This is a genomic window from Exiguobacterium sp. 17-1, from assembly GCF_023096305.1.
Lineage (GTDB): Bacteria > Bacillota > Bacilli > Exiguobacteriales > Exiguobacteriaceae > Exiguobacterium_A > Exiguobacterium_A sibiricum_A.
The window spans coordinates 135,416-161,438 of sequence record NZ_JALIGJ010000003.1; the positions used below are offsets into that span (position 1 = coordinate 135,416).

Annotated in this window: 27 protein-coding genes; 3 read left to right on the top strand and 24 right to left on the bottom strand. The window is 46.3% G+C overall.

From position 1 onward, the window contains the following. Position 1: 1 nt before the first annotated feature. The gene (gene lepA, locus MUN34_RS10350; protein WP_026829023.1) at positions 2 to 1,825 is read right to left on the bottom strand and encodes a translation elongation factor 4; all 1,824 of its coding nucleotides are present in this window, start codon (positions 1,823 to 1,825) and stop codon (positions 2 to 4) included. Positions 1,826 to 2,058: 233 nt separating this feature from the next. On the opposite strand from lepA, the gene rpsT reads away from it, so the two are divergent. Further along, the gene (gene rpsT / locus MUN34_RS10355; protein ID WP_012369681.1) at positions 2,059 to 2,319 is read left to right on the top strand and encodes a 30S ribosomal protein S20; all 261 of its coding nucleotides are present in this window, start codon (positions 2,059 to 2,061) and stop codon (positions 2,317 to 2,319) included. Between the two features lie 111 nt (positions 2,320 to 2,430). Here the strand turns inward: rpsT and MUN34_RS10360 are convergent, their stop codons facing one another. Further along, entirely contained in the window at positions 2,431 to 2,862 is a 432-nt protein-coding gene (locus MUN34_RS10360) for a GNAT family N-acetyltransferase (protein ID WP_247857738.1), read from the bottom strand. A gap of 12 nt (positions 2,863 to 2,874) precedes the next feature. Further along, complete coding sequence (gene holA, locus MUN34_RS10365; protein ID WP_026829025.1) at positions 2,875 to 3,876, bottom strand: DNA polymerase III subunit delta; 1,002 nt, start codon at positions 3,874 to 3,876, stop codon at positions 2,875 to 2,877. Between the two features lie 102 nt (positions 3,877 to 3,978). On the opposite strand from holA, the gene MUN34_RS10370 reads away from it, so the two are divergent. Next, the gene (locus MUN34_RS10370; RefSeq protein ID WP_012369678.1) at positions 3,979 to 4,140 is read left to right on the top strand and encodes a YqzM family protein; all 162 of its coding nucleotides are present in this window, start codon (positions 3,979 to 3,981) and stop codon (positions 4,138 to 4,140) included. 35 nt (positions 4,141 to 4,175) lie between these two features. Here MUN34_RS10370 and MUN34_RS10375 read toward each other — a convergent pair whose 3' ends face one another. The 15 genes from MUN34_RS10375 to MUN34_RS10445 form a co-directional block, all read right to left on the bottom strand. Continuing rightward, on the bottom strand, positions 4,176 to 6,257 hold the full coding sequence (locus MUN34_RS10375; RefSeq protein ID WP_247857739.1) for a DNA internalization-related competence protein ComEC/Rec2: 2,082 nt from the start codon (positions 6,255 to 6,257) through the stop codon (positions 4,176 to 4,178). A 77-nt stretch (positions 6,258 to 6,334) separates the two neighbouring features. After that, on the bottom strand, positions 6,335 to 6,952 hold the full coding sequence (locus MUN34_RS10380; RefSeq protein ID WP_247857740.1) for a ComEA family DNA-binding protein: 618 nt from the start codon (positions 6,950 to 6,952) through the stop codon (positions 6,335 to 6,337). Between the two features lie 188 nt (positions 6,953 to 7,140). After that, on the bottom strand, positions 7,141 to 7,869 hold the full coding sequence (locus MUN34_RS10385) for a class I SAM-dependent DNA methyltransferase (RefSeq protein ID WP_247857741.1): 729 nt from the start codon (positions 7,867 to 7,869) through the stop codon (positions 7,141 to 7,143). Next, entirely contained in the window at positions 7,869 to 8,216 is a 348-nt protein-coding gene (gene rsfS, locus MUN34_RS10390) for a ribosome silencing factor (protein WP_012369674.1), read from the bottom strand. Before rsfS ends, MUN34_RS10385 begins: the two co-directional genes overlap by 1 nt. Beyond that, positions 8,213 to 8,788 (bottom strand): bis(5'-nucleosyl)-tetraphosphatase (symmetrical) YqeK, encoded by a 576-nt coding sequence (yqeK, locus tag MUN34_RS10395; RefSeq protein ID WP_247857742.1) that lies wholly within the window; start codon positions 8,786 to 8,788, stop codon positions 8,213 to 8,215. Before yqeK ends, rsfS begins: the two co-directional genes overlap by 4 nt. Continuing rightward, the gene (locus MUN34_RS10400; RefSeq protein WP_247857743.1) at positions 8,778 to 9,347 is read right to left on the bottom strand and encodes a nicotinate-nucleotide adenylyltransferase; all 570 of its coding nucleotides are present in this window, start codon (positions 9,345 to 9,347) and stop codon (positions 8,778 to 8,780) included. Before MUN34_RS10400 ends, yqeK begins: the two co-directional genes overlap by 11 nt. Further along, on the bottom strand, positions 9,344 to 9,637 hold the full coding sequence (yhbY, locus tag MUN34_RS10405) for a ribosome assembly RNA-binding protein YhbY (RefSeq protein ID WP_012369671.1): 294 nt from the start codon (positions 9,635 to 9,637) through the stop codon (positions 9,344 to 9,346). Before yhbY ends, MUN34_RS10400 begins: the two co-directional genes overlap by 4 nt. Position 9,638: 1 nt before the next feature. Continuing rightward, complete coding sequence (gene aroE, locus MUN34_RS10410; RefSeq protein WP_247857744.1) at positions 9,639 to 10,424, bottom strand: shikimate dehydrogenase; 786 nt, start codon at positions 10,422 to 10,424, stop codon at positions 9,639 to 9,641. Beyond that, positions 10,424 to 11,530 carry a ribosome biogenesis GTPase YqeH gene (gene yqeH, locus MUN34_RS10415; RefSeq protein ID WP_026829033.1) on the bottom strand — a complete coding sequence of 369 codons (1,107 nt, stop codon included), beginning with the start codon at positions 11,528 to 11,530 and terminating at the stop codon, positions 10,424 to 10,426. The genes aroE and yqeH overlap by 1 nt, the downstream gene beginning before the upstream one ends. A gap of 140 nt (positions 11,531 to 11,670) precedes the next feature. After that, positions 11,671 to 12,255 (bottom strand): YqeG family HAD IIIA-type phosphatase, encoded by a 585-nt coding sequence (locus tag MUN34_RS10420; protein WP_026829034.1) that lies wholly within the window; start codon positions 12,253 to 12,255, stop codon positions 11,671 to 11,673. Positions 12,256 to 12,406: 151 nt separating this feature from the next. Next, positions 12,407 to 13,756: an ArsB/NhaD family transporter gene (locus tag MUN34_RS10425; RefSeq protein ID WP_026829035.1), complete on the bottom strand. Its 1,350-nt coding sequence runs from the start codon at positions 13,754 to 13,756 to the stop codon at positions 12,407 to 12,409. A gap of 56 nt (positions 13,757 to 13,812) precedes the next feature. Further along, on the bottom strand, positions 13,813 to 14,592 hold the full coding sequence (locus MUN34_RS10430; RefSeq protein WP_247857745.1) for a phosphatidylserine decarboxylase: 780 nt from the start codon (positions 14,590 to 14,592) through the stop codon (positions 13,813 to 13,815). Next, the gene (locus MUN34_RS10435; protein ID WP_026829037.1) at positions 14,585 to 15,076 is read right to left on the bottom strand and encodes a thioredoxin family protein; all 492 of its coding nucleotides are present in this window, start codon (positions 15,074 to 15,076) and stop codon (positions 14,585 to 14,587) included. The genes MUN34_RS10430 and MUN34_RS10435 overlap by 8 nt, the downstream gene beginning before the upstream one ends. 12 nt (positions 15,077 to 15,088) lie before the next feature. Next, complete coding sequence (iadA, locus tag MUN34_RS10440; protein WP_247857746.1) at positions 15,089 to 16,222, bottom strand: beta-aspartyl-peptidase; 1,134 nt, start codon at positions 16,220 to 16,222, stop codon at positions 15,089 to 15,091. A 63-nt stretch (positions 16,223 to 16,285) separates the two neighbouring features. After that, positions 16,286 to 16,480 (bottom strand): YjzD family protein, encoded by a 195-nt coding sequence (locus tag MUN34_RS10445; protein ID WP_012369663.1) that lies wholly within the window; start codon positions 16,478 to 16,480, stop codon positions 16,286 to 16,288. Between the two features lie 193 nt (positions 16,481 to 16,673). On the opposite strand from MUN34_RS10445, the gene MUN34_RS10450 reads away from it, so the two are divergent. Then, positions 16,674 to 17,483, top strand: coding sequence for a Cof-type HAD-IIB family hydrolase (locus MUN34_RS10450; protein WP_026829039.1), 810 nt, complete (start codon positions 16,674 to 16,676; stop codon positions 17,481 to 17,483). 63 nt (positions 17,484 to 17,546) lie between these two features. Here MUN34_RS10450 and MUN34_RS10455 read toward each other — a convergent pair whose 3' ends face one another. The 6 genes from MUN34_RS10455 to MUN34_RS10480 all read right to left on the bottom strand — a co-directional run bounded on the left by MUN34_RS10455 (position 17,547) and on the right by MUN34_RS10480 (position 25,962). Next, the gene (locus MUN34_RS10455) at positions 17,547 to 18,398 is read right to left on the bottom strand and encodes a YitT family protein (protein ID WP_012369661.1); all 852 of its coding nucleotides are present in this window, start codon (positions 18,396 to 18,398) and stop codon (positions 17,547 to 17,549) included. Between the two features lie 221 nt (positions 18,399 to 18,619). Then, entirely contained in the window at positions 18,620 to 20,920 is a 2,301-nt protein-coding gene (locus MUN34_RS10460) for a glycoside hydrolase family 65 protein (RefSeq protein ID WP_026829041.1), read from the bottom strand. A gap of 240 nt (positions 20,921 to 21,160) precedes the next feature. Then, a complete protein-coding gene (locus tag MUN34_RS10465; protein ID WP_026829042.1) occupies positions 21,161 to 22,189 on the bottom strand; it encodes a LacI family DNA-binding transcriptional regulator in 1,029 nt (342 codons plus the stop codon). 34 nt (positions 22,190 to 22,223) lie between these two features. Continuing rightward, the gene (locus MUN34_RS10470; protein WP_247857747.1) at positions 22,224 to 23,753 is read right to left on the bottom strand and encodes an alpha-amylase family glycosyl hydrolase; all 1,530 of its coding nucleotides are present in this window, start codon (positions 23,751 to 23,753) and stop codon (positions 22,224 to 22,226) included. A gap of 23 nt (positions 23,754 to 23,776) precedes the next feature. Next, positions 23,777 to 24,610 carry a sugar ABC transporter permease gene (locus MUN34_RS10475; protein WP_012369657.1) on the bottom strand — a complete coding sequence of 278 codons (834 nt, stop codon included), beginning with the start codon at positions 24,608 to 24,610 and terminating at the stop codon, positions 23,777 to 23,779. Beyond that, positions 24,610 to 25,962, bottom strand: a complete 1,353-nt coding sequence (locus MUN34_RS10480; RefSeq protein ID WP_026829044.1) for a carbohydrate ABC transporter permease — start codon at positions 25,960 to 25,962, stop codon at positions 24,610 to 24,612. The genes MUN34_RS10475 and MUN34_RS10480 overlap by 1 nt, the downstream gene beginning before the upstream one ends. Positions 25,963 to 26,023: the final 61 nt, after the last annotated feature.

The window sequence follows — 26,023 nt, forward strand, 5'->3', positions numbered from 1 at the left end:
TTTAATCTTCATCCATCGACAGAACCGACATGAAGGCTTCTTGCGGTACTTCTACCGAGCCTACCATCTTCATGCGTTTCTTACCTTCTTTTTGCTTCTCGAGCAATTTACGCTTACGCGAGATGTCTCCGCCGTAACACTTGGCGAGAACGTTTTTCCGTAACGCTTTGATTGTCGAACGGGCAACAATCTTCGTTCCGACGGCCGCTTGAATCGGTACTTCAAACTGCATCCGCGGAATGAGTGCTTTTAATTTATCAACGATGACTTTCCCACGTTCGTACGCAAAATCACGGTGAACGATGAAGCTCAAGGCATCGACGTTTTCATTATTTAATAAGATATCCATCTTGACGAGACGTGATTGCTGATAGCCGATTAATTCATAATCCAGTGACGCATAGCCTTTTGTGCTTGATTTTAACTGATCGAAGAAATCATAGACGATTTCCGATAACGGAAGTTCATACGTGATTTTAACCCGTGCCGTATCGATGTATTCCATATCGATGAACGTTCCGCGTTTCTTTTGACAAAGCTCCATGATGGCACCGACATAGTCGTTTGGTGTCATGACGGCTGCTTTAACGTATGGCTCTTCGATGAACTCGACTTTTTGCTGTTCCGGCATCTTCGACGGGTTATCGACATGGAGCACTTCTCCCGCCGTCGTCGTAACATGATAGATAACCGATGGAGCAGTCGTGATCATATCGATGTTGAATTCGCGTTCGATTCGTTCTTGAATGATCTCCATGTGAAGCATACCAAGGAATCCACAACGGAAACCGAATCCGAGTGCCTGTGATGTTTCCGGCTCGAATTCAAGTGCTGCGTCACTCAATTGAAGACGCTCGAGCGCTTCGCGTAAATCATTATAGCGTGCAGCGTCAATCGGATACAGACCACAGTACACCATCGGGTTCATCTTCCGGTATCCCGGTAAAGCTTCTGTCGCCGGTTGTTTCGCCAAGGTAATCGTATCCCCGACGCGAACATCACCAACTGTTTTAATGGAAGCCGATAACGTACCAACGTCTCCGACCGTTAATTCTTTTTGACGGAGTGGCTTCGGTGTCGAGACAGCGAGTTCCAAGACTTCAAAGTCTTTTCCGGTCGACATCATCCGAATCTTGTCACCGATCTTAACCGTCCCGTTGACGACACGAATCGACGCGACGACACCACGATAGGCGTCATAATACGAATCGAAGATCAACGCTTCAAGTGGTGCTTCCGGGTCACCCGTCGGTGCCGGAACTTTCGCAACGATTTGTTCGAGGATTTCTTCAATCCCGATACCGGCTTTCGCGGATGTCGGAACAGCTTCAGAAGCATCCAGTCCAATCACGTCTTCAATCTCTTGACGGACACGTTCGACGTCTGCTGAAGGCAAATCAATCTTATTGATAATCGGCAAGATTTCCAAGTCGTTATCCAGTGCCAAATACACGTTAGCAAGAGTTTGCGCTTCGATTCCTTGCGCCGCATCGACGACGAGGACCGCTCCTTCACAAGCAGCAAGGGAACGGGAGACTTCGTATGTGAAGTCGACGTGTCCCGGTGTATCAATCAGATGGAGGATATATTCCTCACCATCTTTTGCCGTATACTTTAATTGAACGGCATTTAATTTAATGGTAATCCCGCGTTCACGTTCTAAGTCCATCGCATCGAGTGTCTGATCTTTCATCTCACGCGATGTCAAAGCACCTGTTTTTTCTAAAATACGGTCTGCAAGTGTCGATTTCCCGTGGTCGATATGGGCGATGATAGAGAAATTACGAATACTTTTTTGCCGCTTTAAACGATCTGCATTATTCATGTTTATAGTCACCTTACCTTATAGTCAAACGTACATACGCTTCATTATACCAAAAATCACACGGGGTGCACCATCTCGTTTTGTTTTCCAAAAAAACAAAAATCGAAAGAAACCCTAGAGCTGTTATTGCTTTTAAGAAAAACGTTTGCTACAATTGTGTTTGTTCTGTTGAACGATAAATGCAGATATGCGAATATAAATCTCGAATGAGTTTTCTTGGAGGTGAATCATCCATGGCTAACATTAAATCAGCAATCAAGCGTGTTAAAACAGCTGAAAAACGCCGCGTCGCTAACGTACAACGTAAATCGTCTATGCGTTCAGCTATCAAAGCAGTCGAAACTTTCGCTACTGAAGGCAACAAAGAGCAAGCGCTCGTAGCTTTCAACACAGCATCTAAGAAAATCGACAAAGCTGCTGCTAAAGGTCTTATCCACAGCAACAAAGCTGGTCGTGACAAATCACGTCTCGCTCGTCTCGTAAACGCACTTTAATTCTTCTTTGAAGGATACAGTGATCGATCACCGCTCGGAGTCCGCTCCAGTGGTGATTTTTTTGTGTTTAAAAAACCATCCGGCTGTTTGTCGGATGGTTTTTTATTTCCGTCAGAAGCAATCCACCATGACATGATGTGGACCGATTCCTTCGATTTCGAATGACTCGCTCGCAACCGTCAAACCCAATCGTTCATAAAAAGGAACAGCATTGAGTCGAGCGTTACACCACCAACCGTCTGAACCTTTTGCTTTCAGTCGATTTCGTGCCTCTTCTAACAATGCTTTTCCATATCCTTCTCCACGGACAGCAGGACTCGATGCCATTCCGCGTAATTGATAGGTCAATTCCGGATACGCCTCATGAGGACGATTGGAGAAAGTACCGATAGCTACAATCCGTCCGTCTTTGACGGCTCCTAAATGAAAAGTGGATTCGAGATCATCGTCCGGATAGACACACATTTCAATCGGCTGGTTGGGACGTAAAACTTCTTTTCGAAGTGGAATGACCTCTGTTGCTGAAATGATTCGAATCTCCATCTGCTCTGCCTCCTATAATGTAGCAAGCCGGACAATCAGGGCGTCAAACAATATCCGCTTGTCCCCTCGGCCCGTCTTCATACCCTCGTCTGTCGTCGTGATTGCGATCAATGCCTGTTCGAGCTGCGCGAACGTAAATCGTTTACCAGCCTGTAGGGCGAGTTTGATCGCATATGGATGCGCCCCGACTTTGGACGCGATTTGCCGTTCCCCGTACCCTTGTTCCGCTAGACGTTTGGACAACAGCATCATCCGGTACTGTCGTGCCATCAGACCAAGTAACGCCAACACTTCCTGTCCCTGCTTTTCGAGATCGCGAATCAATCGAATCGCCGGTTCAAGTTGTCGTTTCATCAGATAATCCGTCAGTTGGAACACATTATCCTCTAACGTCCGTGGCACCAGTAAATTAACATCTTCCAGTTCAATCGTCGGATGATCTCCGGCATAGAGCATGAGTTTATCCAGTTCATGTGTCAGCGTCGCCCACATCTCGCCCGTCAGGAAAATCAATCGTTCGATGGCAGGCCGTTCCATCCGGTACCCTTTGTCATTGACAGCATCCATCACGAAACGAAACAGTTCTTCCGTCGTCGGTTTTTTTGCTTCGAGTACGACAGCCCGGTCTTTTAACCGTTTGACAATCGTTTTTCGCTCATCCAGTTTTTCCGCCTCGACAATCAAGACGACAACTGCATAATCCGCAGGTTGGACGATGTATTCAGTCAATCGCTCTACGTTATGTGTTTTCTTGTCTTTTGCACCGGTCAAAAAAGTCGCCGGTTTAGCGATGACGACACGGTAATCACTCAAAAAAGGGACCGTTTCCGCTTCATCGAGTACTGCATCGAGTGGTTGATCGTTTAAATCAATCTTCATGTAATCAAAGCGTTCACCATCCGGCAAAGCGGCTTTGACGATTTCACGTTCCCACTCTTCCAAAAGGTGTCGTTCCGTTCCATATAATAAATAAAGGTTCGCCAGTTTTCCGTTGACAAGCCAAGGTGTTTTCATCTTCCCCACCACATTTCACAGTTTGTTCTTAACTTCATCATAGATAATCCTCTTTTATTCCGCTATACTAGAAGCGGAATCTATTTTTAGGGGGAATGCAGCATGGCACATTCAGTACGTCCACCAAGTGAGAATGCGTTTGAAAACGACATTCAGTCAAAACGTAATGACGCGCTTGACTCAGCGGTCGGTTTTGGCGCATCGTTCGGTTTTTTCGCAGTCTTGTTCATCATTGGCGTTGTCATTAAATTCTTAAGCCTATAACCAGTAAAACAGCAACCTTGGGGGGTTGCTGTTTTTTATTTTAGCATAGGTTCACAGCCCGTTGCAGAACAAGTTATCATTCCCGATTGATCGGTCCGCATGACAGTCCGGTTCCTCGTTCGCTCCAGTACTTCTGCATGAGGATGACCATATCGGTTATTTCGTCCTGCCGATATGATGATCAGGTTCGGATCCGTTTTCTGCAAAAGCTGTTCTCCGGTTGACGTTTTCGAACCATGGTGCCCCGCTTTTAAAATATCGACTTTTTGGACAGACCATGTCTCCTCTTGATCAATACTCGCATCTCCTGTCAATAAGACGCGCTTCCCGGCAATGTCGGCAAGTAACACGACCGACCGGTCATTTTCTTCTTCTTCGCTTGCTACAGGAGCCAACACCTTGAGCCAGGGACGAATCTGCTGTCCTGAACGAATGTATTCAATTTTTGTTCCTGTCGCTTCAATCTGCTCAATCAACGCGTGCCGTTTTGGATCTTGATTGTCGAACTTTCCCATGTAAATGGTGTCCACTTGAATTTTTCGCAATACCCCCAACAATCCACCGATATGATCATGGTCTGCATGTGTGACCACCAATCCTTCAATGTGCGTTTCTCCCCGTGTGTGCAAAAACGGAGCTACGATTTGTCCACCCGGATCGAATGGTCGTAAAGGAGGACGGATCGATAAGGAGAATGCCCCTCCGGTATCGATGACAAACGTTTCTCCCGCTTTTTCGATGATTGTACTGTCGCCCTGTCCGACGTCAAGAAAGGTGATTTGCTCCGGCGTTTGTTGATCCATATAAAGGCTCGCTGCGAGCAGCCCGACCAGTGGTACCAGATGCCCGAACCATTTGCGTTCGGCCAACCACCAGCCTGTAAGGACCACTCCTGCCACAATCAGAAACACAGGAAGTGAAAAAAGATGAACCGCAACGGTCGGGACGGGTAATTTTTCCGCCCAAGCCAATGCTTGATCCAAGAATGAAGTAGCTTGACCATGCAGGCGAACCAGATTATCAGACGACGGAATCAGCACAGCTGCACTGACAAGGAAAGACAGCGGTAGAATCACCCACTCAATCCATCCTCCGACAATCAAATTTAACAGCGGTGACCAAAGGGAAACCTCCGTCTGTTGAGCTAATTGCAGGACAAGACTTGTCATGATTTGAGCCCAAAGGCTAATCAGCAACCAGTTCCAGGGACGTTTGATCGTTTCCCACATCTTGCGGGACAGTAATAAGAATATCGTCAATCCGACGGTCAGTTGAAACCCAACGTCATATAGATAAGTATACGAGACCGCCAATTGAAGCGCTCCAATCGAACCAACGACCAATAAGGGATCAGGTCGCCGGTTAATCCTGTGACAGAACAACAATACCATGGCGACACACACCGCACGTGTGACTGGAGCACTCCACTCCGTCAACCATCCATATAACGGCAAGGTCAACAATAGAAATTCAAATCTCCGCTCCCGCGTCAACCGCAGTTTTTTTAAAAGCCATAACATCGTTACAATCAAAAACGCAATATGTGAACCGGAGATGACAATCGCATGGAGTAAACCGAACTTTTTGAAACGTTCCATCGTCATCTGATCCATTAAACGATCTTCCCCTAATACTAAGGCTTCCACATACAGTGCTTGTTTGATGGGAAGTTGTTCGATCCGCGTCATCCACTGCTGACGAATACGCCGTCCATTCGCTTCGAATCCCGGCGTCTCGGAACACTTCCCCCACCGGACAACCTCATATTTTCCCTGTAACTGTTCAATCTGCATCCAACGGGATTCGTCAAATCCGCCCGAATTCACTCGAGGCAATACCGTCCGCTCTTCCAGCTCGACTTCACATCGTTGCCCGATCCGCTCATAGTCACGATCCGTTTTTTCATCCAGCGTGGTTGCGACAACGATTTGCTGATTATGGGCTTCTGCGAGATAACGGATTCTGTCGCCATTCTGCTTGGCATCCAGAATATCGATGACTTTGACCGGTCTGACGATCTGCTCCGTCGTCATATTCAGTAAAAATACGAAAGTCAGGCCAATGAGTGCTAACACAGAATACGTCGACATCGACCAAGATTTCAGTACAAGAATCATCGAACAGACCGCTACCAGCCAGAGGGATTCTTTTAAGGCGATGAGCCCGATCATAAAAAATAAAGGCAACAGCGGCATCAGTAGACGATGAGATAAGCTTTCAGATTTTCCAATGTCTTCGGTCCAAATCCTTTCACATCGCCAAGATTCTCATACGCTGCAAAGCCGCCTTTTTCTTCCCGGTATTGTAAAATCGCATCGGCCTTCGCAGGACCAATCCCCGGCACTTCCAATAGCTGTTCTTCAGTCGCTGCATTTAAATCAAGTAATCCTTTTGGCACTTCCGCTTGTTCAGGCTTTTCCGTTGCTGGCTTCTTTGATACCTTGGTCGTTTTCTTAGTCGGAACAATCACTTCCTGACCATCAATTAAACGTGCTGCAAGATTGAGTTCTTTGATATCTGCTTCTGCAGTCACTTCTGCACGTTTAATCGCATCTTGAACGCGATCACCGAGTCGAAAACTGTATGGACCGGGTCGTTTGACCGCCCCTTTGATATCAACCATGATTTTTTTCTCAGTCAGCGTCTGATCTGCCGAACGGTCTTCTGCCTGTGCTTCCTGTTCTCGTTCTACGACTGCCGGTTTTTCAACCAATGCCTCGTTCGAACATGAAGGCAACGGAACAAATAATACAACGAGCAGTAGGAGAACAACCGCAATCGTTGCTACTTGCTGTAAGCGTGGAATCGTCATCCATATCCCTCCTGTCTCTTCGACTGTATCAATCTTTCCGCTGCTTCTGAAGAGAGCTAATCTTCATTATCCGGTGACGTGCCTTTCCTTTCGCTTCTTTTAGTTTTCCTTGCTTCAACCAGTTGCCTTTCTAACCCGAAACAACATAAAAAACCATCAACAGGATATCCGTTGATGGTTAGATACTTTTATATTTTTTCAGCAACGAAGAAAATGCGCTCGGCTGTTTCAGTCGGTGCATCGGATGTGAAATCACCTGTTACGGCACAAACACGGAAACCTGCTTCGCGTAACCAGGTAATGTATTGTTCCGGCGGATACGTCCGTTGATGATGTGTCTCGTCGACACGATCGTATCGTCCATCTTCCCCTTCAATAAAGAAGGTCAGTTCATGGACAACCGACAACGGGTCTTCACCGGGATCCGCAAACCAAATATACGAACTTTGCTCGGCGTGGGTCGCGTACGTTTTCCCGTTAAATAACGTCTCCATTTTATAAGGGGAATGAACGTCAAATAACAACTTTCCACCGTCTGTCAACAGACTTGCTGCACTATCAAATGTCTGTTTAACGTCCGATTCCGTCTGCAAATAATTCAAGGAATCACATAAAATCGTAATCGCATCCACTGGTTCCGGCAATTCAAGTTCCCGCATGTCCTGCACCCAGAAATCAACGTGTCGATTTGTCTCCATTGCTTTTTCCTGAGCAATTTCAAGCATTTCTTCCGATAAATCAACACCGGTGACCTCATAATGGTCGGCCAGTAACAACGTTGCCGTTCCGGTACCGCAACCGATATCCGCAATTTTCTTGCCGGTTTCTACCTGTTCAAGTACCCATGCGACCCATTCAGGATAGGGGACGTCTTGCATCAGTTCGTCATAGACATACGCAAACTGTTCGTACGCCATTAGTCGATCTCGACTTCTACTTTAGGAGCGTCTGCCCATAATTTCTCAAGGTTGTAGTAATCACGGTCGTCACGGTGGAAGACATGTACGACGACGTTCTCAAGATCCGCGAGGACCCAACGTGCTGCATCCATTCCTTCTAGTCGTTTGATCGGTAATTCGTTTTTGTGCGCGACTTCTTTCACTTCACGCGCAATCGCTTGAACTTGTTTTTCAGAATTCCCTTCACAAATCACAAAGTAGTCCGCGATCGGTGAAATACTCGACATGTCGAGTACGACGATGTCCTCGGCACGCTTATCATCAATTGCATTTACGATTAATTTTAATTCTTGTTCGACTGTCATAGGACGGTCCCCTTTCGTTTTTCCGTGATAAACGCATTGTACGTCTCGATCGTCAGCGGAAAAATCACTGTTTGTTTTTTGCATAAAAATGAAATCGTCTGGACAAGTGTCGCAATGACGGCTTGCGTCAAATCTTCCTGCGCAATCTGCCGAAGCTGTTCGACACCCGGATACTGACGATTCGGTTCAATCGCATCTGCGACAAAAATGATTTGATCGAGCAACGGCATATCCGGAGCACCCGTCGTATGATTGGCGATCGCTTGATAAATATCAGCGTCCTCAACGCCGAGCTCTCGCTTAACGAGTTCTGCCCCGACTGGTGCATGCAACAATTCTTCATCATAGTTGAGTAATTCATCCAGTCCAAGTTCTACTGCTACCGTCTGCATCTCGGACACATTCCGATATTTCGCATAATCGTGTAACATGGCTGCTAAAGCAGCTTTTTCTTCTTGAACCCCATATTGTCGAGCCAGTTGAATTGCCGTCTCGACGACGCCAAGCGTATGGATGTAGCGTTTTTCGGGCAATGTTTCCTTAATGATTCGTTTCGCTTCTTCAAGTCGCATAGAGTTTCCACTCCTCGATTAGTTGTCGGACCGGTTCCGGCACGAGATAACGGATACTGCGCCCTCTCGCTACCCGTTGTCGGATGTCGGTCGAAGAAACTTCAAGCAGCGGCATATCGACTGCCGTGACACGCGCACCTTCCGGAATCAGGTAACGACTGCCTGGACGCGCGACTGCCCCAAACTCAATTTCCTTGTACAATTCTTCCGACCGGTGCCATGTTCCTAAACTGACTAATGAATCCGCACCGATCAGAAAAAAGAACGCATGTCCGGGATAACGCATCTTCAGTTCCCGGATCGTATCAAACGTGTACGATTTCGTTTCCCGTTCAAACTCGATCTCAGAGACCGAAAAATCCTTGTTGTCCCGGACTGCTTCTCGGACAAGTTGCAACCGTTTCGCCGCACTCGTCAACGTCGATTGTTTATGCGGCGGAAGTTTTGCCGGCAAAAACCAGACCGCATCCAGTTGAAGTTGCTCTTTCGCTTGTTCGGCAATCAGCAGATGACCGATATGGGGCGGATCGAATGTTCCGCCCATCAAACCGATCTTCATCGTGGTAATTGAAGTGTCTTATTCTCTTTCGATTCCTTGTAGAGAACGATGACTTTTCCGATGACTTGAACGAGTTCTGCATTCGTTCCGTCAACGAGCTCAGCCGCGACATCTTTCGGAGCGTCAGCACAGTTTTGCAGAACTTGAACTTTCAAGAGTTCACGTTTTTCGAGCGCATCCATCAAGTCTGCACACATCGCTTCACCGACACCGTTTTTTCCGACTTGGAAAATCGGGCTTAAGTCGTGAGCCGTTGCGCGTAAATACCGTTTTTGTTTACCTGTTAACATATTATGATTCCTCCAATTGCTTTCTAATCACCTGCTCGCCGAGCGCGAGATCAGGCGGATGACCGGTGAAGTGTTCAAACGCTTCAGCCGCTTGTAGTACAAACATCAAAACACCATCTAGTGTATCAAGCCCGTTTGCGGTCGCTTCCCGCAAAAAACGGGTCGGGGTCGGTCGATAAATAATATCACAAATTAAAGCTCTCGTCGCTGTCAATTCGATTGGCGTCTGATCAATTGCGGGAGCCATCCCGACAGAAGTCGTATTGATGATGACATCATACGGCAGCAAATCCAGTGTGTTCGACCAAGGGACAGCAGATTGTCCGAATTCAGCAGCCACCTGTTCAGCCGTCTGATTCGTTCGGTTCATGACTGTAACATGACCGGGAAGCATCGGAATGATGCCACGTGCCGCACCGCCTGCCCCGATCACTAAACTGTTTTTCGCATTCGTGCGCGTCGCAAGGGCACGGGCGAACCCGGTTCCATCTGTATTCGCACCGACCAGTTCCTCCCCGTCCCAATAGACGGTATTGACGGCACCGGCGCGGGCTGCCGCCGGCTCCAAACGATCAAGAAACGGAATGATGGCCGACTTATGGGGAATCGTCACATTGATTCCATCAAACTGCCGTTTTCTTACCTTCTGAACGAACGCTTCCAGCTCGTTCACTTCGACATCTACCGTGGTATAACAACCGAAAAGCCCAGCCGCCTTCAGCCATGTTTCGTGCAACATGGGTGAAAGCGAATGGGCAATCGGATGACCGATGACAGCAAATTGCATCAGACAAGCGCCTCACGTAATGAGACAGCAACACCTTTTGGTGCGTAGGCAGCAACTCGTCCGCCTTTTCCGTGAACTGCAACCCAACCGAGTCCACTGAAAACGATATCCGTTTTCATGTTATCGCGTAGACTGAACTCGTGTCGAACGAGCGGCGGAAGCATCTCAAGCGTCTTCTCATTCGGCGGTGATAACAATTCTCCGTTATGATTCGCATACAGATCGTCTGCTTTATCGAGCTTCGTCCGGTGTACTTTCAAGTCATTTGACATATAGATGACGAATGACCGTTTGTTGCCTTCCATGTAGTCAAGACGAGCCAGACCACCGAAGAACAACGTTTGTTGTGGATGAATTTGGAACACTTGTGGCTTGATTTCTTTTTTCGGCGTAATCAATTTCAAGTCTCTTGCATCCACGTAGTGTGCCATTTGGTGATGATTGATGATTCCTGGTGTATCGTACAGATTACAGTTGTCGTCCAGCGGAATATCAATTAAATCAAGTGTCGTTCCCGGGAAGTGACTGACTGTGATGACCGCCTCTTCTTCTTCCCCGAATCGTTTGATGACTTGGTTAATCAATGTCGATTTACCGACGTTCGTACAGCCGACGACGTAAACGTCGCGTCCTTTACGGTAATAATCGATTTTCTCTGCCAGTTCATCCACACCGTGTCCTTTTTTCGCACTGATCAGATGGACATCGACCGGACGCAAGCCCAATTCTTTTGATGTTTGGCGCATCCAGTTCATCAGGCGGTTCGGATTAAGTGATTTCGGTAGCAAGTCGGCTTTATTTCCGACGAGCAAAACATCATTTTTTCCGACAAACCGGTGTAATCCCGGTAACCAACTTCCATTAAAATCAAAGATATCAACGATTTTAACGACTAATGCATCTTTTTGACCGATTCCATCTAAGATTTTGACAAAATCATCGTCCGTTAATGCGACGTCTTGAATTTGGTTGTAATGCTTCAGTTTAAAACAACGTTGGCAAATGACCATTTCCCGGTCAAGTGCAGATTTAGGCGCATAACCAGGTGCTTTTGGATCCTCTGTCTGGATCGCGACACCACAGCCTGCGCAATTGATTTCTTCCATGTGTGTGTTGAGCCGCATCGGGACTTTCCCTTCTCTATTCAACGTAGCGCCCTGCACGCCACTCCAAGAGCGTAACTTCCGACCTTTCGCCGTACATGTTGCGACTGCTGCCTATCCTTTCATCTACCGGTATGACAGGGTCATTGCTGCTTATCTTGACGGAGTGTTTCAATCGGATGTTTTAACGCTGCCGGATCTTCTTTGACACGTTGCGTCAATTTGTAGATTCCTTTACGTTTCATCCGACGGAAAATCAATCGTTCCATCAAGCGATTAAATTTTGTGACGACACCGTCTGTCTTGACGACGGGTTGAACGTGGATTACTTCGATACCTACTGAATTTGCGCCTAACACATCCGTAAACAGTTGATCTCCAAGGAAAACAACTTCCTTCGCGTGATAACCAAATTCCGTCAACGCGCGTTTGAAACCAATCGGTAAAGGTTTACGGGCCGGTGCAATATAATGTAAGCCAAGTGGATCCGCAAATTTCTTGACTCGATCGCCGTTGTTATTCGAGACGATGATGACGTCAAATCCGTATTGGTTATTCACCATATCGAGCCATGACACCAATTCGTCTGGAGCATCGGCAATATTCCAAGCAACAAGTGTATTATCAAGATCCGTCAAAATTGCTTTGACACCGTTTCGTTTTAACATCTCTAAGTCGATATCATAAATCGACGCCACAAAATGTTTTGGATAAAGTCGTTTAAACAAGAATAAAACCTCCAGATAATGGTCTAGCTCTATAGTTAAGTTTAAGAAACAGTTATGTTCTTATCGTTCGATTATAGCACAATCCATTTGATAGAGCGACGACCAAAAGAAAACGAAAGAGCACAGGTCTCTTCCGTTTCGTAATTTCTGTTCAATAATAGCGGATCCATAAATAAAGTTGCGAAATAATCAGCGTTACGATGGTGATTGGGGCCCCGTAAAGTAAGAATCGTCCGTATGTGAACTTCTCACCTTGCCGTGTGGCTAACCCTGCGACAATCACATTGGCTGATGCTCCAATCAATGTTCCATTCCCTCCAAGACATGCTCCGAGCGACAAGGACCACCATAACACGTCGACTTGTTGACTGTCCGGTGACAAACCAATTCCTGTCGCAACATCGTTGATTAAAGGAATCATCGTCGCGACGAACGGAATATTATCGATCGTCGCACTGGCAATTCCGGATAACCAAAGAACAGCGGTTGCCGTCGTCTGGATGTCTCCTCCTGTCAACGTAATCGTTTTTTCTGCCAAGAAGCGGATAACGCCTACTTCCTGAATTCCACCTACCAAAATAAATAGTCCGGCGAAGAAAAAGATCGTCGTCCATTCCACCCGGGCGAACACTTCTTCCAATTGGTGATTATTCTCAATCGTCAGTAGCATTAAGACGGTCGCTCCAAGGATTGCGATGGCCGGTGCTTCCAAATGAAGCCCGATTCTACTCAGTAACGGATGAATGACGAACAACGCAATCGTACTTAACAAGACGATACTGCTGCGCATGACTAATTTACGGCTGACAATGTAGCTGTTTTCGTCGATTTCCATTAATTTTTGTTGATTCTCCGGTTCTACGTGTAAGTGTTTACGGAAAATCATATACAAAATACCGATCGTCACGATTGTAATCAACACAATCACAGGTGCGAGGTTCAGTAAAAAGGCATTGAACGTCAAATGAGGATTAGCTGCTCCAATCATGATGTTCGGAGGGTCGCCAATCAACGTGGCCGTTCCACCGATGTTGGCAAACAGGACTTCGGCGAGTAAAAACGGAAACGGCTTGATTTTTAAGACCTTCGTAATCGAAAACGTAATCGGAACAATCAACAGGACCGTCGTGACGTTATCTAAAAAGGCAGATCCGAGTGCCGTCAATCCGGACAGTAAAATCAAGATTTTTACCGGATCTCCTTTTGTTTTTTTAGCCGCCCGAATGGCAATGTATTCAAACAATCCCGATTGATTGGCAATCGTCACTAAAATCATCATTCCGATCAATAAGACGATTGTTCCCCATTCCACATATTCGAACAAGGCAGATTCCAACCGGACGATGCCGAATATCACCATTGCCAATGCACCTAACAGTGCTACAATCGCCCGACTGATTTTTTCACTGATGATAAAAGCGTATGTCACTAAAAAAATGAATAAGGCCGCGTAAATTTGAAGCGACGAGCTCGACGCTTCCGTAAACATTAAAACCTGCATGACAGCTTCCTCCTAAGCATGACGAAACGCTCCCTTCGTGACGGGAGCGTCTTCATTCATGAATTCCAATAACCGATGCGTTGCCCCATCAAAACCGGACCCTTGATGTCCGCTTCTAATGTGATGGCATCTTTCGGACAAATCAAGACGACCGTTGAACCAAATGAAAAATAACCGAACTCGTCGCCCCGTTTAACTTCTCGATTTTGATTCGTCTGGACGATTGTATTCACATTCAAGGCACCGACCATGACATGTTCAAGTGCATGTTCACCATGTGTGATACGTGTGACCCGACGATAGTTCCGTGTCAACGGTCGTTTCCCATAGGAAAGACCCAGATCATTGACCGGTGCCGAATCACGTCCAAGCGTATAACTTGTCCGGATCGTCCCGTCTATCGGTACATGAACACGGTGGTAATTTTGCGGACTGAGGTAAAAAATCAATACCCGTCCCCCGATGTAGTGATCGGCGCCATGATGCGAACCGAGCAATTCGGAAACTGAATATGTCTGTCCTTTGACAGTAAAACGACTTTCTTCCGTCAAATCCTCGACAACGGATAAGACACCGTCACACGGACTGACGACAGCTTGTTCTGACCCATCAATCGGACGAACCGTTTCTTTTAAGTTTCGAACGAACAATTCATGTAACGTCGTATACGATTCAAGTGGCTGACTTGCCTCTTGCATCTGTAAATCATACATCTTGACGAACGGTTGGATCAGCGGTCGACTGACCGGACTCATCGCAAAGCGGCGCAGTTGTTTCGCGACGGTCGGATGACCGTTCAGTTCAAACAGTTGCGTAAAGAACCATTTTTTAATCATTTAAATCACCTGACGACTCTTCTTCAGAATTTTTAACGGCTTTACCGGCGAAAAATTCTTTGTAGGCGTCTTCTGTCTGCTCACCGGATACCCGGCTGACTTCTTTTCCATCTTTGAAGTGAACGACAGTTGGTGTCCCTTCGATCGCAAATGTATCCCAAGCCGACTGTTCGACTGCCAGATCAATTTGTTCAAATGGAATGTCCTGCTTCTCACCGAGTGGTACTAAATACGGTTTTACTTTTTCACAGTGCACGCATCCCGTCTGATAAAAGTACGTATAAAATTCATCACCGGACTTCAGCTTATCAGCCACTTGACTGGCCGTTAAATTGCCGTTTTTCGATGCAGAATCCTCTCGATCCGTAAACAGTAACATCGTTGCCCCGATCAAGACGATCAGCGCAATCACACCAGCTGTAATCCAGTTGGCTTTCGACTGCGGTTTTTTTGTTGGTTTTACACGGTTAGATTTCTTCGACACAATATCCCTCCGTCATTTTGGCAACAGCCATTTTTTCTGAATCATTATAGCATGCCCCTCTGCAAGAATCGTATCGATTTGCAAAGCGTCATCAATCAGTAACAGATCAGCACGTTCGCCTTGCCGGATGCTTCCTCCGGAAATGCCGTACGCCTCTGCGACGTTTGATGTAACCGTTTGGATGGCGTCCTCTAATTGTACGCCATGTTTCACCGCGTCACGAACTGCATCAAAAATCGATGACGGCTTTCCGGTCTCGAGACGAAGCAGTCTTCCACTTTCATCAAAGGCGGGTAAGCTGGCGCCAGCGTCACTCGACATCGTAATCTGGCGTAACGGGATACCGGCAGCAAGAGCACGCTCTAGTGCCTGGCCTGCTGGTATTTCCCCTTCTTCAATGAACGCCTTTGTCGTACAGGTCGTAAAATCAATACGCCCGCCCTGTTTCGCCCAACGTAAACCGGCGTCAAAAATCCGTTCGCTGCGGTTAATGTGGGTCGGTAAAAATTGTGTAATCGGAATATCGGTCGTTTCGACCACTTCTTCCAGCAGGCCAAGCCCACGTTTGCCGTCCCCGATATGAACATTCATCGTTCCCCGGACTCCCTTTAAAAGACCGGCAATCCGCGCTTGCGAAGAAAGACGTGACAGTTCATGAACAGTCGGTTGTGTCGAACGATGATCATTAATGGCAATCTCACCAATCCCGATGACTTCATTAATCAACAGGATGTCTTCCGCAATCGACTGCGTAATCGAAACCGGCGGGACAGCGTAACTGCCTGACAAGAGGAAAGAACGGATCCCTTGGCTCGTGTAACCCCGCATGTGCGCAAGCAGATCGATTCCTGTTCGTGTCCAGCCATCTGTTCCAAGTAATCCGACGACGGTCGTGACACCTGCTTCTAAAAAATCAGTGGCCGAAAGCGGCGGTGTTCGTGTTGCGAAACCACCTTCCCCGCCCCCGCCGATCGGATGGACATGTCCATCAAGCAGACCCGGAATCAGTTGTTTGCCCGTCCCGTCAATCGTCTGAGTGATCAGCCGTTCATCCACCGCATAGGAACCGATGGCAAGAATCTTTCCCACACCAATCAGTACATCCGTCGTTTCACCGGCTACTGTCACATTTTTAAGTACTATCATCACATGCCTCCTAAATCATAAAAAGCGAGCCTATCGTCCGAATGACGATATCTCGCTTTTACCTTATTCTGCCTTTGTCCCTTGACCAAGACCAAGATCTTCATTGACTGCATCAAGTGCGAAGACGACAAGTGAAGTCACGACTGACATAGCTGTCGCGAATCCGAAGTTATACGTGACTGCATCGACCGCTGATACGATGAACACAGCTGTGTTCACGAGTAAGAACGACCAGAAGAATGTAACGAGAAAACGCATTCTTCCCCCTCCATTTCTTAACTTACTTTTTAATGTCCTACGTTTCGTAGTATATCATTTTTTAGGACAGCGGACAGCTTTTCTCCGATTTTTTTAAACGCTTTCCTGAATTCAAACCACAGACAATTTTAGTTATTTTTCAGTCGATTATGCTACAGTAAACGTAATGAATCCAGAGTGGAGTGAGTATCCTATGCAACGTCATCTGATTGCCGTCGATTTAGACGGAACATTATTACGCGACGACAAAACCATCAGTCAGGCCAACTTACACGCGTTGAGAACTGCACGCGACAATGGTCATGAAGTCGTCATCGCCACAGGGCGTCCTTTCCGGCACGCCAAACGCTATTACGATGAGCTTGGATTGACGACACCGATCGTCAATTTTAACGGCGGACTTGTTCATCATCCGCAGGATCGCCATTTCGAAGTCAGCCATCATCCGATTCCCCTGAAAACCGTTCAACACATCTTGGAGTCGGTATCGGACTCGAAAACACAAAATATCGTCTGTGAGGTGACGGATCATGTTTACTTCCAAAATGATCCGATTGGTATTTATGAATTTTACACGGATCATGCCTTATCCGTGACGACCGGCGATTTACGAAAGGTCCTGCAACATGAACCGACATCGCTGTTGATTCACGCCAAAGGCGAACATGTTCAGGAAATCCGATCCGAACTTTCAAGCATTCACGCTGAAACGGTCTTAAACCGCCAGTGGGTCAAACCGGAATATATGGTCGAGGTCATGCGAAAAGGTACGAGTAAAGCGATTGGCTTACAACAAATTTCGCGTCATCTCGGGATTGAACAAAAACAGATCATTGCTTTTGGTGATGAAGAAAACGACCTGGAAATGCTCGAGTATGTTGGGCATGGTGTCGCGATGGGCAATGCCATCGGCGCGTTAAAACTGGTTGCTAACGGCACGACCAAGACGAACCAAGAAGACGGGATTGCCTACTATCTGAAACATGTTCTCGGTCTGATTTAATGTCATCAAAAGAAGCCGGCTTCTCTGTCCATCAGACAGAAAAGCCGGCTTTCTTATTTAACCTCATCCTTTGCGGAAGTACCCGACTACAGAGTCTGTTGCGACGACGTTGATGAACACCGTTTCGTCTGCGTCGCGGCAAATCCGCTCGATATCGCGCAACTCATGCCGTTCGATGACCATCATCAGCGTCGACTTCTCAGCCCGTGAATACGTGCCGATTGCCGGCATCTGGGTGATGCCGCGAATGATGTGTTGGTGAAGTGCCGTTGTAATATCGTCGGCATGATTCGTAATGATGAAAATCGTCAACCGTTGATTGCTTGTATGGATTTCATCGACGACTTTCGAAGTGACATAAATGAAGACAATCGTGTACAGGGCCGTCGACCAACCAAATAACGCTCCAGCGAGAATCGCAATCAGGAAGTTCAATACAAACAGATATAATCCGACACTACGGTCAGAGAAACGTGCAAAAATCAACGCAACGATATCAAAACCACCCGTCGATGCCCCGAATTTAATCGTAATCCCCGTTCCGATTGCCAGCAAGACACCGCCAAACACGGCATTGAGTGTTTGATCACCCGGAATGACAGCATACTGAGGAATAAGTCCGATAAAAATCGTTGTCGCCAAAACAGAAATCAATGTAATGATGGTAAAACTGCGTCCTAGCATAATCCATGCCAAAACAATCAATGGTAGGTTCAGGACTAAAAACCAGACGTTTTCCCCAAAAGCAAACGCCGTTCCTTGCAATACCTGCGTTAAAATCTGGGCCAATCCTGTAAATCCTGTCGAGTAAACACCACTTGGAATCAAGAACCAGTTCATCGCTACTGCGATGACGAACCCGCCAATCGAGGCGACAATTACTTTTAACATACTTTCCTTTACAACCGCTGTCACACCGTGTTCTCCTCTCATTCATAAACTATCTTGGAACACTTTAGCACATAACAATTGTGTCCGGATAGTCAAGATGATGAAAGAATTATATTTCTTTTTTTGGTAACGCTCTCATTTTCAGAAGTTGAACACTTTCTTTCTCAAACAAAAAAAAGGCGGCAGATTTGAAATCTGCCACCGTGATTCATGAGAACATGACGGTTTGCCTTTTCTTGATTTCATCACACAGTCATCGAAGCCGGGATCGTAACCGTTCCTTCTGACGGGACTTCAACTGTTTCACCATGAAGCTGTAACGTAAATGCTTCACCTGCATTTTGTTCGATACATACTTCGTTCTGTTTGACCTGAACCAAGATGTGATGTCCGCGCCATTGCATCCGGAACGAATAACTTGTCCAGCCCTTCGGCAACATCGGTTTGAAGGACAGCGTTCCCTGCTCGACACGAAGTCCGGCAAACCCGTGAACGATCGACATCCACGATCCGACCATCGATGTGATGTGGAGACCATCCTCTGTATCATTGTTGTAGTTATCAAGATCAAGCCGTGCGGAACGTTGATAAAGTTCCATTGCTTTTTCTTCATAACCTACTTCGGCCGCGATGATGGAATAGATACACGGTGAAAGTGAGGACTCATGGACCGTACGCGGCTCATAAAAATCAAAGTTCTTCTTCTTCTCTTCGATCGAGAAACGATCCGTCAGGAAATAGAGTCCTTGTAAGACATCAGCCTGTTTGATGAAGACAGAACGTAAGACACGGTCCCACGACCAATTTTGATTTAAAGGAAGATGTTTTGGATCAAGATCCGCGACCATAATCTGTTCTTTATCCATAAAACCATCTTGTTGCATGAACACATCTGGAACGGAATCGTCTTTCGGATAATACATTTTTTGATCAATATCGGCCCAGTGAGCTAATTCTTCATCCGTAATAGCTAATTGATGAATCAATTCTTCCAGACGCGCCGGTTCTTCTTGCTCGAGATGACGATAGACCGTCTGAGCGTATTCCAGACACCAAGCAGCCATTAAGTTCGTATACCAGTTGTTGTTGACGTTATTTTCGTACTCATTTGGTCCTGTGACACCAAGAATCATATAGACATCTTTATGAGGGACGTAGTTGACGCGACTTGCCCAGTAACGTGCGATTTCAACAAGTACTTCAAAGCCGTATTGTCCGAGGTAGGATGTATCTCCTGTGTAATTCGTATAGTTATAAATGGCATGGGCAATCGCACCATTCCGGTGAATTTCTTCATGCGTGATTTCCCATTCATTGTGGCACTCTTCCCCGTTCATCGTCACCATCGGGTATAAAGCACCCTTCATCCCAACATTCTTATCCGCATTTTCTTTTGCTTGCGGCAGTTGGTTATGACGATACTTCAATAAGTTCCAAGCAACGTCGGGCTTCGATGTCGCAAGATAGAAGTTCAGGCAGTATGCTTCTGTATCCCAATATGTCGCTCCGCCGTATTTTTCTCCGGTAAATCCTTTTGGTCCAATGTTCAGGCGGGAATCTTCGCCTGTATACGTTTGGAACATATGGAAGATGTTAAAACGAATCCCTTGTTGAGCTTCAACATCGCCTTCAATCTTCACATCTGCCTCTTCCCAGTGTTTCAACCAGGCCGCTTCATGTGCTGCAAGTACAGTGTCAAATCCACTCTCAAACGCATCATTCACACGTTTCATCGCCTGCGCCAATAAGTCTTCAATCTCATAGTCACGATTCGTCACGAGTGCTACTAACTTTTCAACTGTCACCGCTTCACCCGCCGGTACCTGTTTCGTGAAACGATTCGCGACATACTGTAATGTACTTTCAAGCACTTCACATCTCGCGCCCTCAACATCAGTAATCATGGCAGCCGTGACGTGCCAATCCAGTTTCTTCGTTTTAGAAGTAACATAGGCAAATCGTTCTTCGGCTCCGTGCTCTACCGGAAGCCAGAATTTCTCATCATAGTTGGAGTCTTCGTTTTCGACGTCAGCGTCAAGGTATGATTCGATGACCACTTCCGCATCAAAGTTAACGGGTGTGACTGTATATCGAAGTGCAGCCAGTTCTTTATCGACGATCGAGAAGAAACGTTTTGATTCAATTTTTGTTTCTTCCACACCATTTTTGATCAGCATCGTCCGTGTCAGAACACCATGTTGCATATCGAGTTCCCGTTTGAAATCGACAACTTCCCACTCGTTCAAATCGACATTTTTCCCATTGACTGAAACACGAAGTCCCATGATGTTCACCGCATTCAAAACTTTTGCGAAATATTCCGGATAACCGTTTTTCCACCAGCCGACTCGGGTTTTGTCTGGGTAGTAGACACCAGCGACGTACATCCCTTGATGCGTGTCTCCAGAGTAATCTTCTTCAAAATTTCCGCGCATTCCCATATGGCCGTTCCCAATCGCCGTCATCGATTCAGCAAGGCGGTTATCTTCTGGATGAAAACCTTGTTCCGTAATTTTCCACTCATTAATATCAAACAATCGTTTCATTATAAGTCGCTCCTTTATTCTTAATCAAATGGATGCCCAAGCACCTTTTTGTAAGCGTTTTAATTTTCTCTACATTCTTTATTCTACACATAATCATCGTTAATGCAATCGTTTGCACGAAAATAAAAATCTTTTTCGATCCGTGTGGTCATTTCGTGTTCCCGATTGGTTTATGGTTCCTTTTCTTCAACAGAAAACACCACTTATCCTAACCGGACAAGTGGTGTTTCGGGAGAGTATTTACTTCACTGTACCGCCACAAGATTGACGAACAACTAAATAATGAGGGACGATGACACGTTTCCCATATGGTGTCGCCTCTTCGTTCATTTGTTCAATCAGGCAGTTGGTTGCTTCAAACCCTAAACCGAAGATGTTGATTTCAACCGATGTCAACGGCGGACTGGAAAACTCCGCGATGAACAGATTGTTGAAACTGACGACCGCCATCTGATCGGGTACACTGATTTCCATCTCATTCAGCGTACTCATGACACCAAGCGCCATCATGTCATCACTGACGACGACAGCCGTCGGCGGGTGTTCTAGCGACATCAATCGTTTGACGGCGTCCGCTCCGCCAGTCGTCATGAACGGTGCACTGACGATATAGGATTCATGGATTGGTAGTCCTTCTTCCATTAAAGCTGTTTTATAACCACCGACCCGTTCCTGCGTGACCGCTAAGTCTTGCGATCCTCCGACAAACGCGATGCACTCATGTCCGAGTTGATGTAAATACTTCGTGACCTCACGTCCTGCGAGATAATTGTCCGTATCAACATATGTGACATGCGAGGAGTCACTAAATGGTTTCCCGACGACGACGAATGGAAACTTCGAATCTTGCAAAAATTGAACGACCTTGTCATCTGTCCGGGAATACAAGACGACGACACCATCGACTCGACGACCCTGAACCATCGAGACAACACCTTCGTAAACTTCTTCTTCCGAAACCCCTGTCGTCATATATAAGGAATAACCGTTTTGATGCGCTTTCGTGCTAATGCCGCGGATTACTTCCGAGAAAAACGGATTTTGAAGTGTTTTCGTTGCCGCACTAGGCATGACAAGACCGATGGCTTGAGTCGTTCGATTGGCAAGACTCCGGGCATGGACGTTCGGATAGTAGCCGAGCTCTTCCATCGCCTGGCGGACACGTTCTTTTGTTTTTTGACTGATGCGCGGACTGTTGGCAATTACACGTGAGACCGTTGATGGTGCAACGTTCGCTTCTCTTGCGACATCCTTGATTGTTACTTGCATCCCTTTCACCTCATCATTTCCCTACAAATGTATTTTAGTGTGTTTCCTTTGTCCGATTGATCCGTCGTCGATGGACGAATAAAATGATTAAGGCAAGGATTGGAGCGATTGATCCAATCGCAACGAGCGAGACCCAATTGACCTGTGAACGTTCCACGACATATCCGTTCGCGCTGCTCGCATCGAGCGTCACTTCATAGGCATCTCCGTCTTGACGTACCACGTCAGAGAACAACAATCCCCGAAGGCGTTGATCATCACCGATTTCTGATGCTTTCACACGCAACGTCGTTTTCTTTTCCCCTAAATTGATGGCATATAAGACAGACTGGTCTTTGGCTTTTCGTTCGAAGACAGCCATATGATCGGTTTTAGCCACCAACCGTTGTTTCCCTGTTTCGAAAGCCGGATAGTTCTTACGCATCTTATTGAGCGTCTGTACATATTCCTGCATCTTATCGTTTTTATCAAATTCCATCATCATTCGATTTCCCGGATCTTCTCCACCAGGCATCGCGACCTCTGTTCCTTGATAGACGATTGGCATACCGGGTGCTGCATACAAGGCGAACAAGGCTAAACGCAGTTGTCGTTCCTCATCAGCGGTCCCACCAATTTTTGCTTCCGTAATAAAGCGTTTCAAATCATGATTATCAATAAAGTTCGCTAGTGACATCGCTTTCGGATTAAACGTAGTATCTCGATTATAAACCGAATCCAGCTCTTCCGCTGAACCATTTTTGCGGGCGAACTGATCCTTGATCCCATAGTAAAACGGGAAGTTCGTCACGGAATCAAATCCTAATTTCGAATAGGTCGCAATCTTACGCGGATCACCGTCAAATACTTCGCCTAATAAAAAGAGATCCGGGTGCTCTTTTTTGACGGCCGGTATGAATGTTTTCCAAAAAGCCGGTGGCACGTGACGGACGGTATCGAGTCGGTAACCGTCGATTCCGGTCTCATCCACCCAGTAGTTCGCGACGTCAATCAAATACTTCACGACTTCTTTATTTTCTGTATTAAAGTCCGGTAAATCAAACAGCCAATTGTTCTCGACTTCCGCTTGATTGTTCCAGTTCATAATCGTCTGTTCTTTATGGAACCAGTCCGGTTTTTCTTTTACGAGCGGATGATTCGGACCTAAATGGTTAACGACTAAATCAAGCACCACTTTAAGATCACGTTTATGTGCTTCTTCGACCAGTGTTTTAAATTCTTCTTTTGTTCCGAAGTGCGGATCAATCTCATAATAATCGTCTGTCCAATACCCATGATAACCATTTGGACGGTTCTTAAAGATGGGTGTCAGCCAAATCGATGTGAATCCTTGATCCTTGATGTAGTCCAAACGTTTCGTGACACCTGCCAAGTCACCGCCTTGGAAAGCTTTTGGATCGTTTGGATTTGCCTCTAAATCATTACTTTTGTCACCGTTCTCAAACCGGTCGACCATGATGAAATACATTCGTTCTTTTTCCCACCCTGCAGCTTCGCTTGTCTGCGGAAACATTCCGATAGACAAGAGAAGCGGCAAGAGGAGAAGCATCACGCCTCGTCTCATGCCGCTGATTCCCCCTTGATTGATTAACCTTTCGTTCCACCTGCCGTCAATCCAGATACGAAGAAACGCTGGAAGGCGAAGAACAGAAGAACGATTGGTACTGCTGATAATACGGCACCTGCCGCAAACAATGTGAAGTTATTATCGAATTGCTCCGAAACCATGTTGTACAGTCCAACAGCAAGTGTCTGTTTCTCCGGTGAACGGAGAACAAGTGACGCCAGGATAAAGTCGTTGAACGGTGCCATGAAGTTGAACAAAGCAATAACAGCAACCATTGGTTTTGCAAGTGGAAGAATGATCTGCCAGAAAATCCGAAGATGTCCTGCTCCATCCATCCGTGCCGCTTCATCCAGTTCTTTTGGTATTGTATCAAAATATCCTTTCGCAAGATACGTGTTCATCGGAATCGCTCCCCCTGCATACAGGAGAATCAATGCCAAATGCGTATCAAACAATTGCAACATGTTCAACAGAACGTAAATCGCGATGATTGCAACAAATTGCGGAACCATCTGCAGTACGAGGAACAGGATCAATGAATTTTTACGTCCGACGAACCGGTAACGTGAAAAGATATAACCTGTCAACGTAATCAATGCGACTGAGACGACCATTGTAATGACAGCGATTTTGATGGTGTTCAAATACCACATGCCATAATCCGTTTGTGTTGCATCAAATAAATCAAAGTAATGAATTAATGTCGGATTGCTTGGGAAGATATCCGAAGTGATGCTTTTCCCCGGGTTGAGCGATGTGCCGACAACCCATAAGAGTGGATACACGATAATTATCGAGGCGATCGTCAAAATGAGGTATGACAACGCCATATTGATTCGGTTTTGTTTTCTCATTAGATCATATCCTCATCTTTGAATGATTTTGAACGTTTAAACTGAATGACTGCAATCGTCATGATGAAGAACGAAAGCACGAGTGTAATCGCCGCGGCAAATCCGTATTGCGGATTCGAACCAAGCGAGAGTTTGTAGATCCAGGAGATCAAGATATCCGTTCCGCCGGCCGACTGACCCGGAACAGCCGGTCCCCCGTTGTTAAAGAGATAGATGATGTTGAAGTTGTTGAAGTTAAATGTATATTGCGTAATCAAGATTGGAGCTGTCGCAAATAAGATCATCGGTAATGTGATCAGGCGGAATTTTTCACCTGAAGTCGCACCGTCAATCGTTGCCGCTTCGTATAAATCTTCTGGAATCGACTGCAGAATCCCCGTCGTCAATGTCATGATGTAAGGGAAACCGAGCCACCACTGAATTCCGATCAAAGCAAGCTTCGTATACGTCGGATCTGTCATCCACTCGACACCGCTATCAAGGCCGATGGCAGGAAGCAATGTCGTATTAAAGACACCAAATGTCTCATTGAACATCGAACGGAAAATCAAAATCGTGATAAATGCCGGTACAGCCCACGATAGGATTAAAATCGAACGGAAGAAACGTTTTCCTTTTAGTCCTTTTTGATTTAACAAGACGGCAAGACCAATCCCAATCGCAATGACACCAGTTGTCGAAGCAACAGTCCAGACGAGCGTCCATCCTAAGACACTGACGAATGTGTCACGGAAGATATCGACCGTAAAGATGTTCAGGAAGTTTTGAATCCCGATCCAGTCGACAAGCTTTGCAGGCGGTGAGTTGTTGAACTTATAGTTTGTAAAGGCAATCAAAAACGTGAAAATCAAGGGTAAGACGACCGTGAAGACTAGGAGAACCAACGATGGAATCAGCATGGCATACGGGAATCCATTGTCTCGGAAGTTCCGCAGCTGCATTTTCAAAGAAGGTACTTCTAATTCCAAATCACGGAGCTTACCGATTCGATACGCATCGATAAAGTTCCAGACGTAAATGGCGATACCAAACACAAGCAGAATCAATGCAATGATTCCCTCGACCATCAAGAAGATCGAGTGATCCCCCCTTACGCCTGCTACCTCACCGAGTGTAATCAATCCCCAGATCGCTCCGCGATCTCCAGGACCGTTCCCAGCACCTTTAAAAAACAGTTCGAAGTTAACTAAAAAATATGACAGAACGACGATAAAGAATGTCGCACCCTTTAAAAATTGTTTGTTGTACAGTTGTCCCATTCCTGGAACGATCGATATCGCTGCTGCAATCGTCCGGTGATTCGTTTTTGGCTTTGGTGTTTTCGTGGGTTGTGGTGTCGCAATGGCCGCCATCGTCTGTTCTCCTTTCCAAAGGTCATGTCTGACCTCAGGCTTCTCTTCCAACCATAAAGAT

Coding starts and splice junctions, on each gene's coding strand:
- rsfS (WP_012369674.1), bottom strand. CDS start 8,216: ATGACAGTCGAACAAGAATTAAAATTAATCGTAAATGCAATTGATGAT.
- MUN34_RS10445 (WP_012369663.1), bottom strand. CDS start 16,480: ATGCGTTTTCTCGTTACATTCTTCTGGTCGTTCTTACTCGTGAACACA.
- holA (WP_026829025.1), bottom strand. CDS start 3,876: ATGAAAACACCTTGGCTTGTCAACGGAAAACTGGCGAACCTTTATTTA.
- yqeK (WP_247857742.1), bottom strand. CDS start 8,788: ATGCGACTTGAAGAAGCGAAACGAATCATTAAGGAAACATTGCCCGAA.
- MUN34_RS10430 (WP_247857745.1), bottom strand. CDS start 14,592: ATGATTAAAAAATGGTTCTTTACGCAACTGTTTGAACTGAACGGTCAT.
- MUN34_RS10400 (WP_247857743.1), bottom strand. CDS start 9,347: ATGAAGATCGGTTTGATGGGCGGAACATTCGATCCGCCCCATATCGGT.
- yqeH (WP_026829033.1), bottom strand. CDS start 11,530: ATGGAAGAAATCAATTGCGCAGGCTGTGGTGTCGCGATCCAGACAGAG.
- rpsT (WP_012369681.1), top strand. CDS start 2,059: ATGGCTAACATTAAATCAGCAATCAAGCGTGTTAAAACAGCTGAAAAA.
- MUN34_RS10360 (WP_247857738.1), bottom strand. CDS start 2,862: ATGGAGATTCGAATCATTTCAGCAACAGAGGTCATTCCACTTCGAAAA.
- aroE (WP_247857744.1), bottom strand. CDS start 10,424: ATGCAATTTGCTGTCATCGGTCATCCGATTGCCCATTCGCTTTCACCC.
- MUN34_RS10375 (WP_247857739.1), bottom strand. CDS start 6,257: ATGATTCTTGTACTGAAATCTTGGTCGATGTCGACGTATTCTGTGTTA.
- MUN34_RS10380 (WP_247857740.1), bottom strand. CDS start 6,952: ATGACGATTCCACGCTTACAGCAAGTAGCAACGATTGCGGTTGTTCTC.
- MUN34_RS10450 (WP_026829039.1), top strand. CDS start 16,674: ATGCAACGTCATCTGATTGCCGTCGATTTAGACGGAACATTATTACGC.
- MUN34_RS10475 (WP_012369657.1), bottom strand. CDS start 24,610: ATGAGAAAACAAAACCGAATCAATATGGCGTTGTCATACCTCATTTTG.
- MUN34_RS10425 (WP_026829035.1), bottom strand. CDS start 13,756: ATGCAGGTTTTAATGTTTACGGAAGCGTCGAGCTCGTCGCTTCAAATT.
- MUN34_RS10385 (WP_247857741.1), bottom strand. CDS start 7,869: ATGGCGTACGAACAGTTTGCGTATGTCTATGACGAACTGATGCAAGAC.
- lepA (WP_026829023.1), bottom strand. CDS start 1,825: ATGAATAATGCAGATCGTTTAAAGCGGCAAAAAAGTATTCGTAATTTC.
- MUN34_RS10460 (WP_026829041.1), bottom strand. CDS start 20,920: ATGAAACGATTGTTTGATATTAATGAGTGGAAAATTACGGAACAAGGT.
- MUN34_RS10465 (WP_026829042.1), bottom strand. CDS start 22,189: ATGCAAGTAACAATCAAGGATGTCGCAAGAGAAGCGAACGTTGCACCA.
- iadA (WP_247857746.1), bottom strand. CDS start 16,222: ATGATAGTACTTAAAAATGTGACAGTAGCCGGTGAAACGACGGATGTA.
- MUN34_RS10370 (WP_012369678.1), top strand. CDS start 3,979: ATGGCACATTCAGTACGTCCACCAAGTGAGAATGCGTTTGAAAACGAC.
- yhbY (WP_012369671.1), bottom strand. CDS start 9,637: ATGTTAACAGGTAAACAAAAACGGTATTTACGCGCAACGGCTCACGAC.
- MUN34_RS10470 (WP_247857747.1), bottom strand. CDS start 23,753: ATGAGACGAGGCGTGATGCTTCTCCTCTTGCCGCTTCTCTTGTCTATC.
- MUN34_RS10480 (WP_026829044.1), bottom strand. CDS start 25,962: ATGGCGGCCATTGCGACACCACAACCCACGAAAACACCAAAGCCAAAA.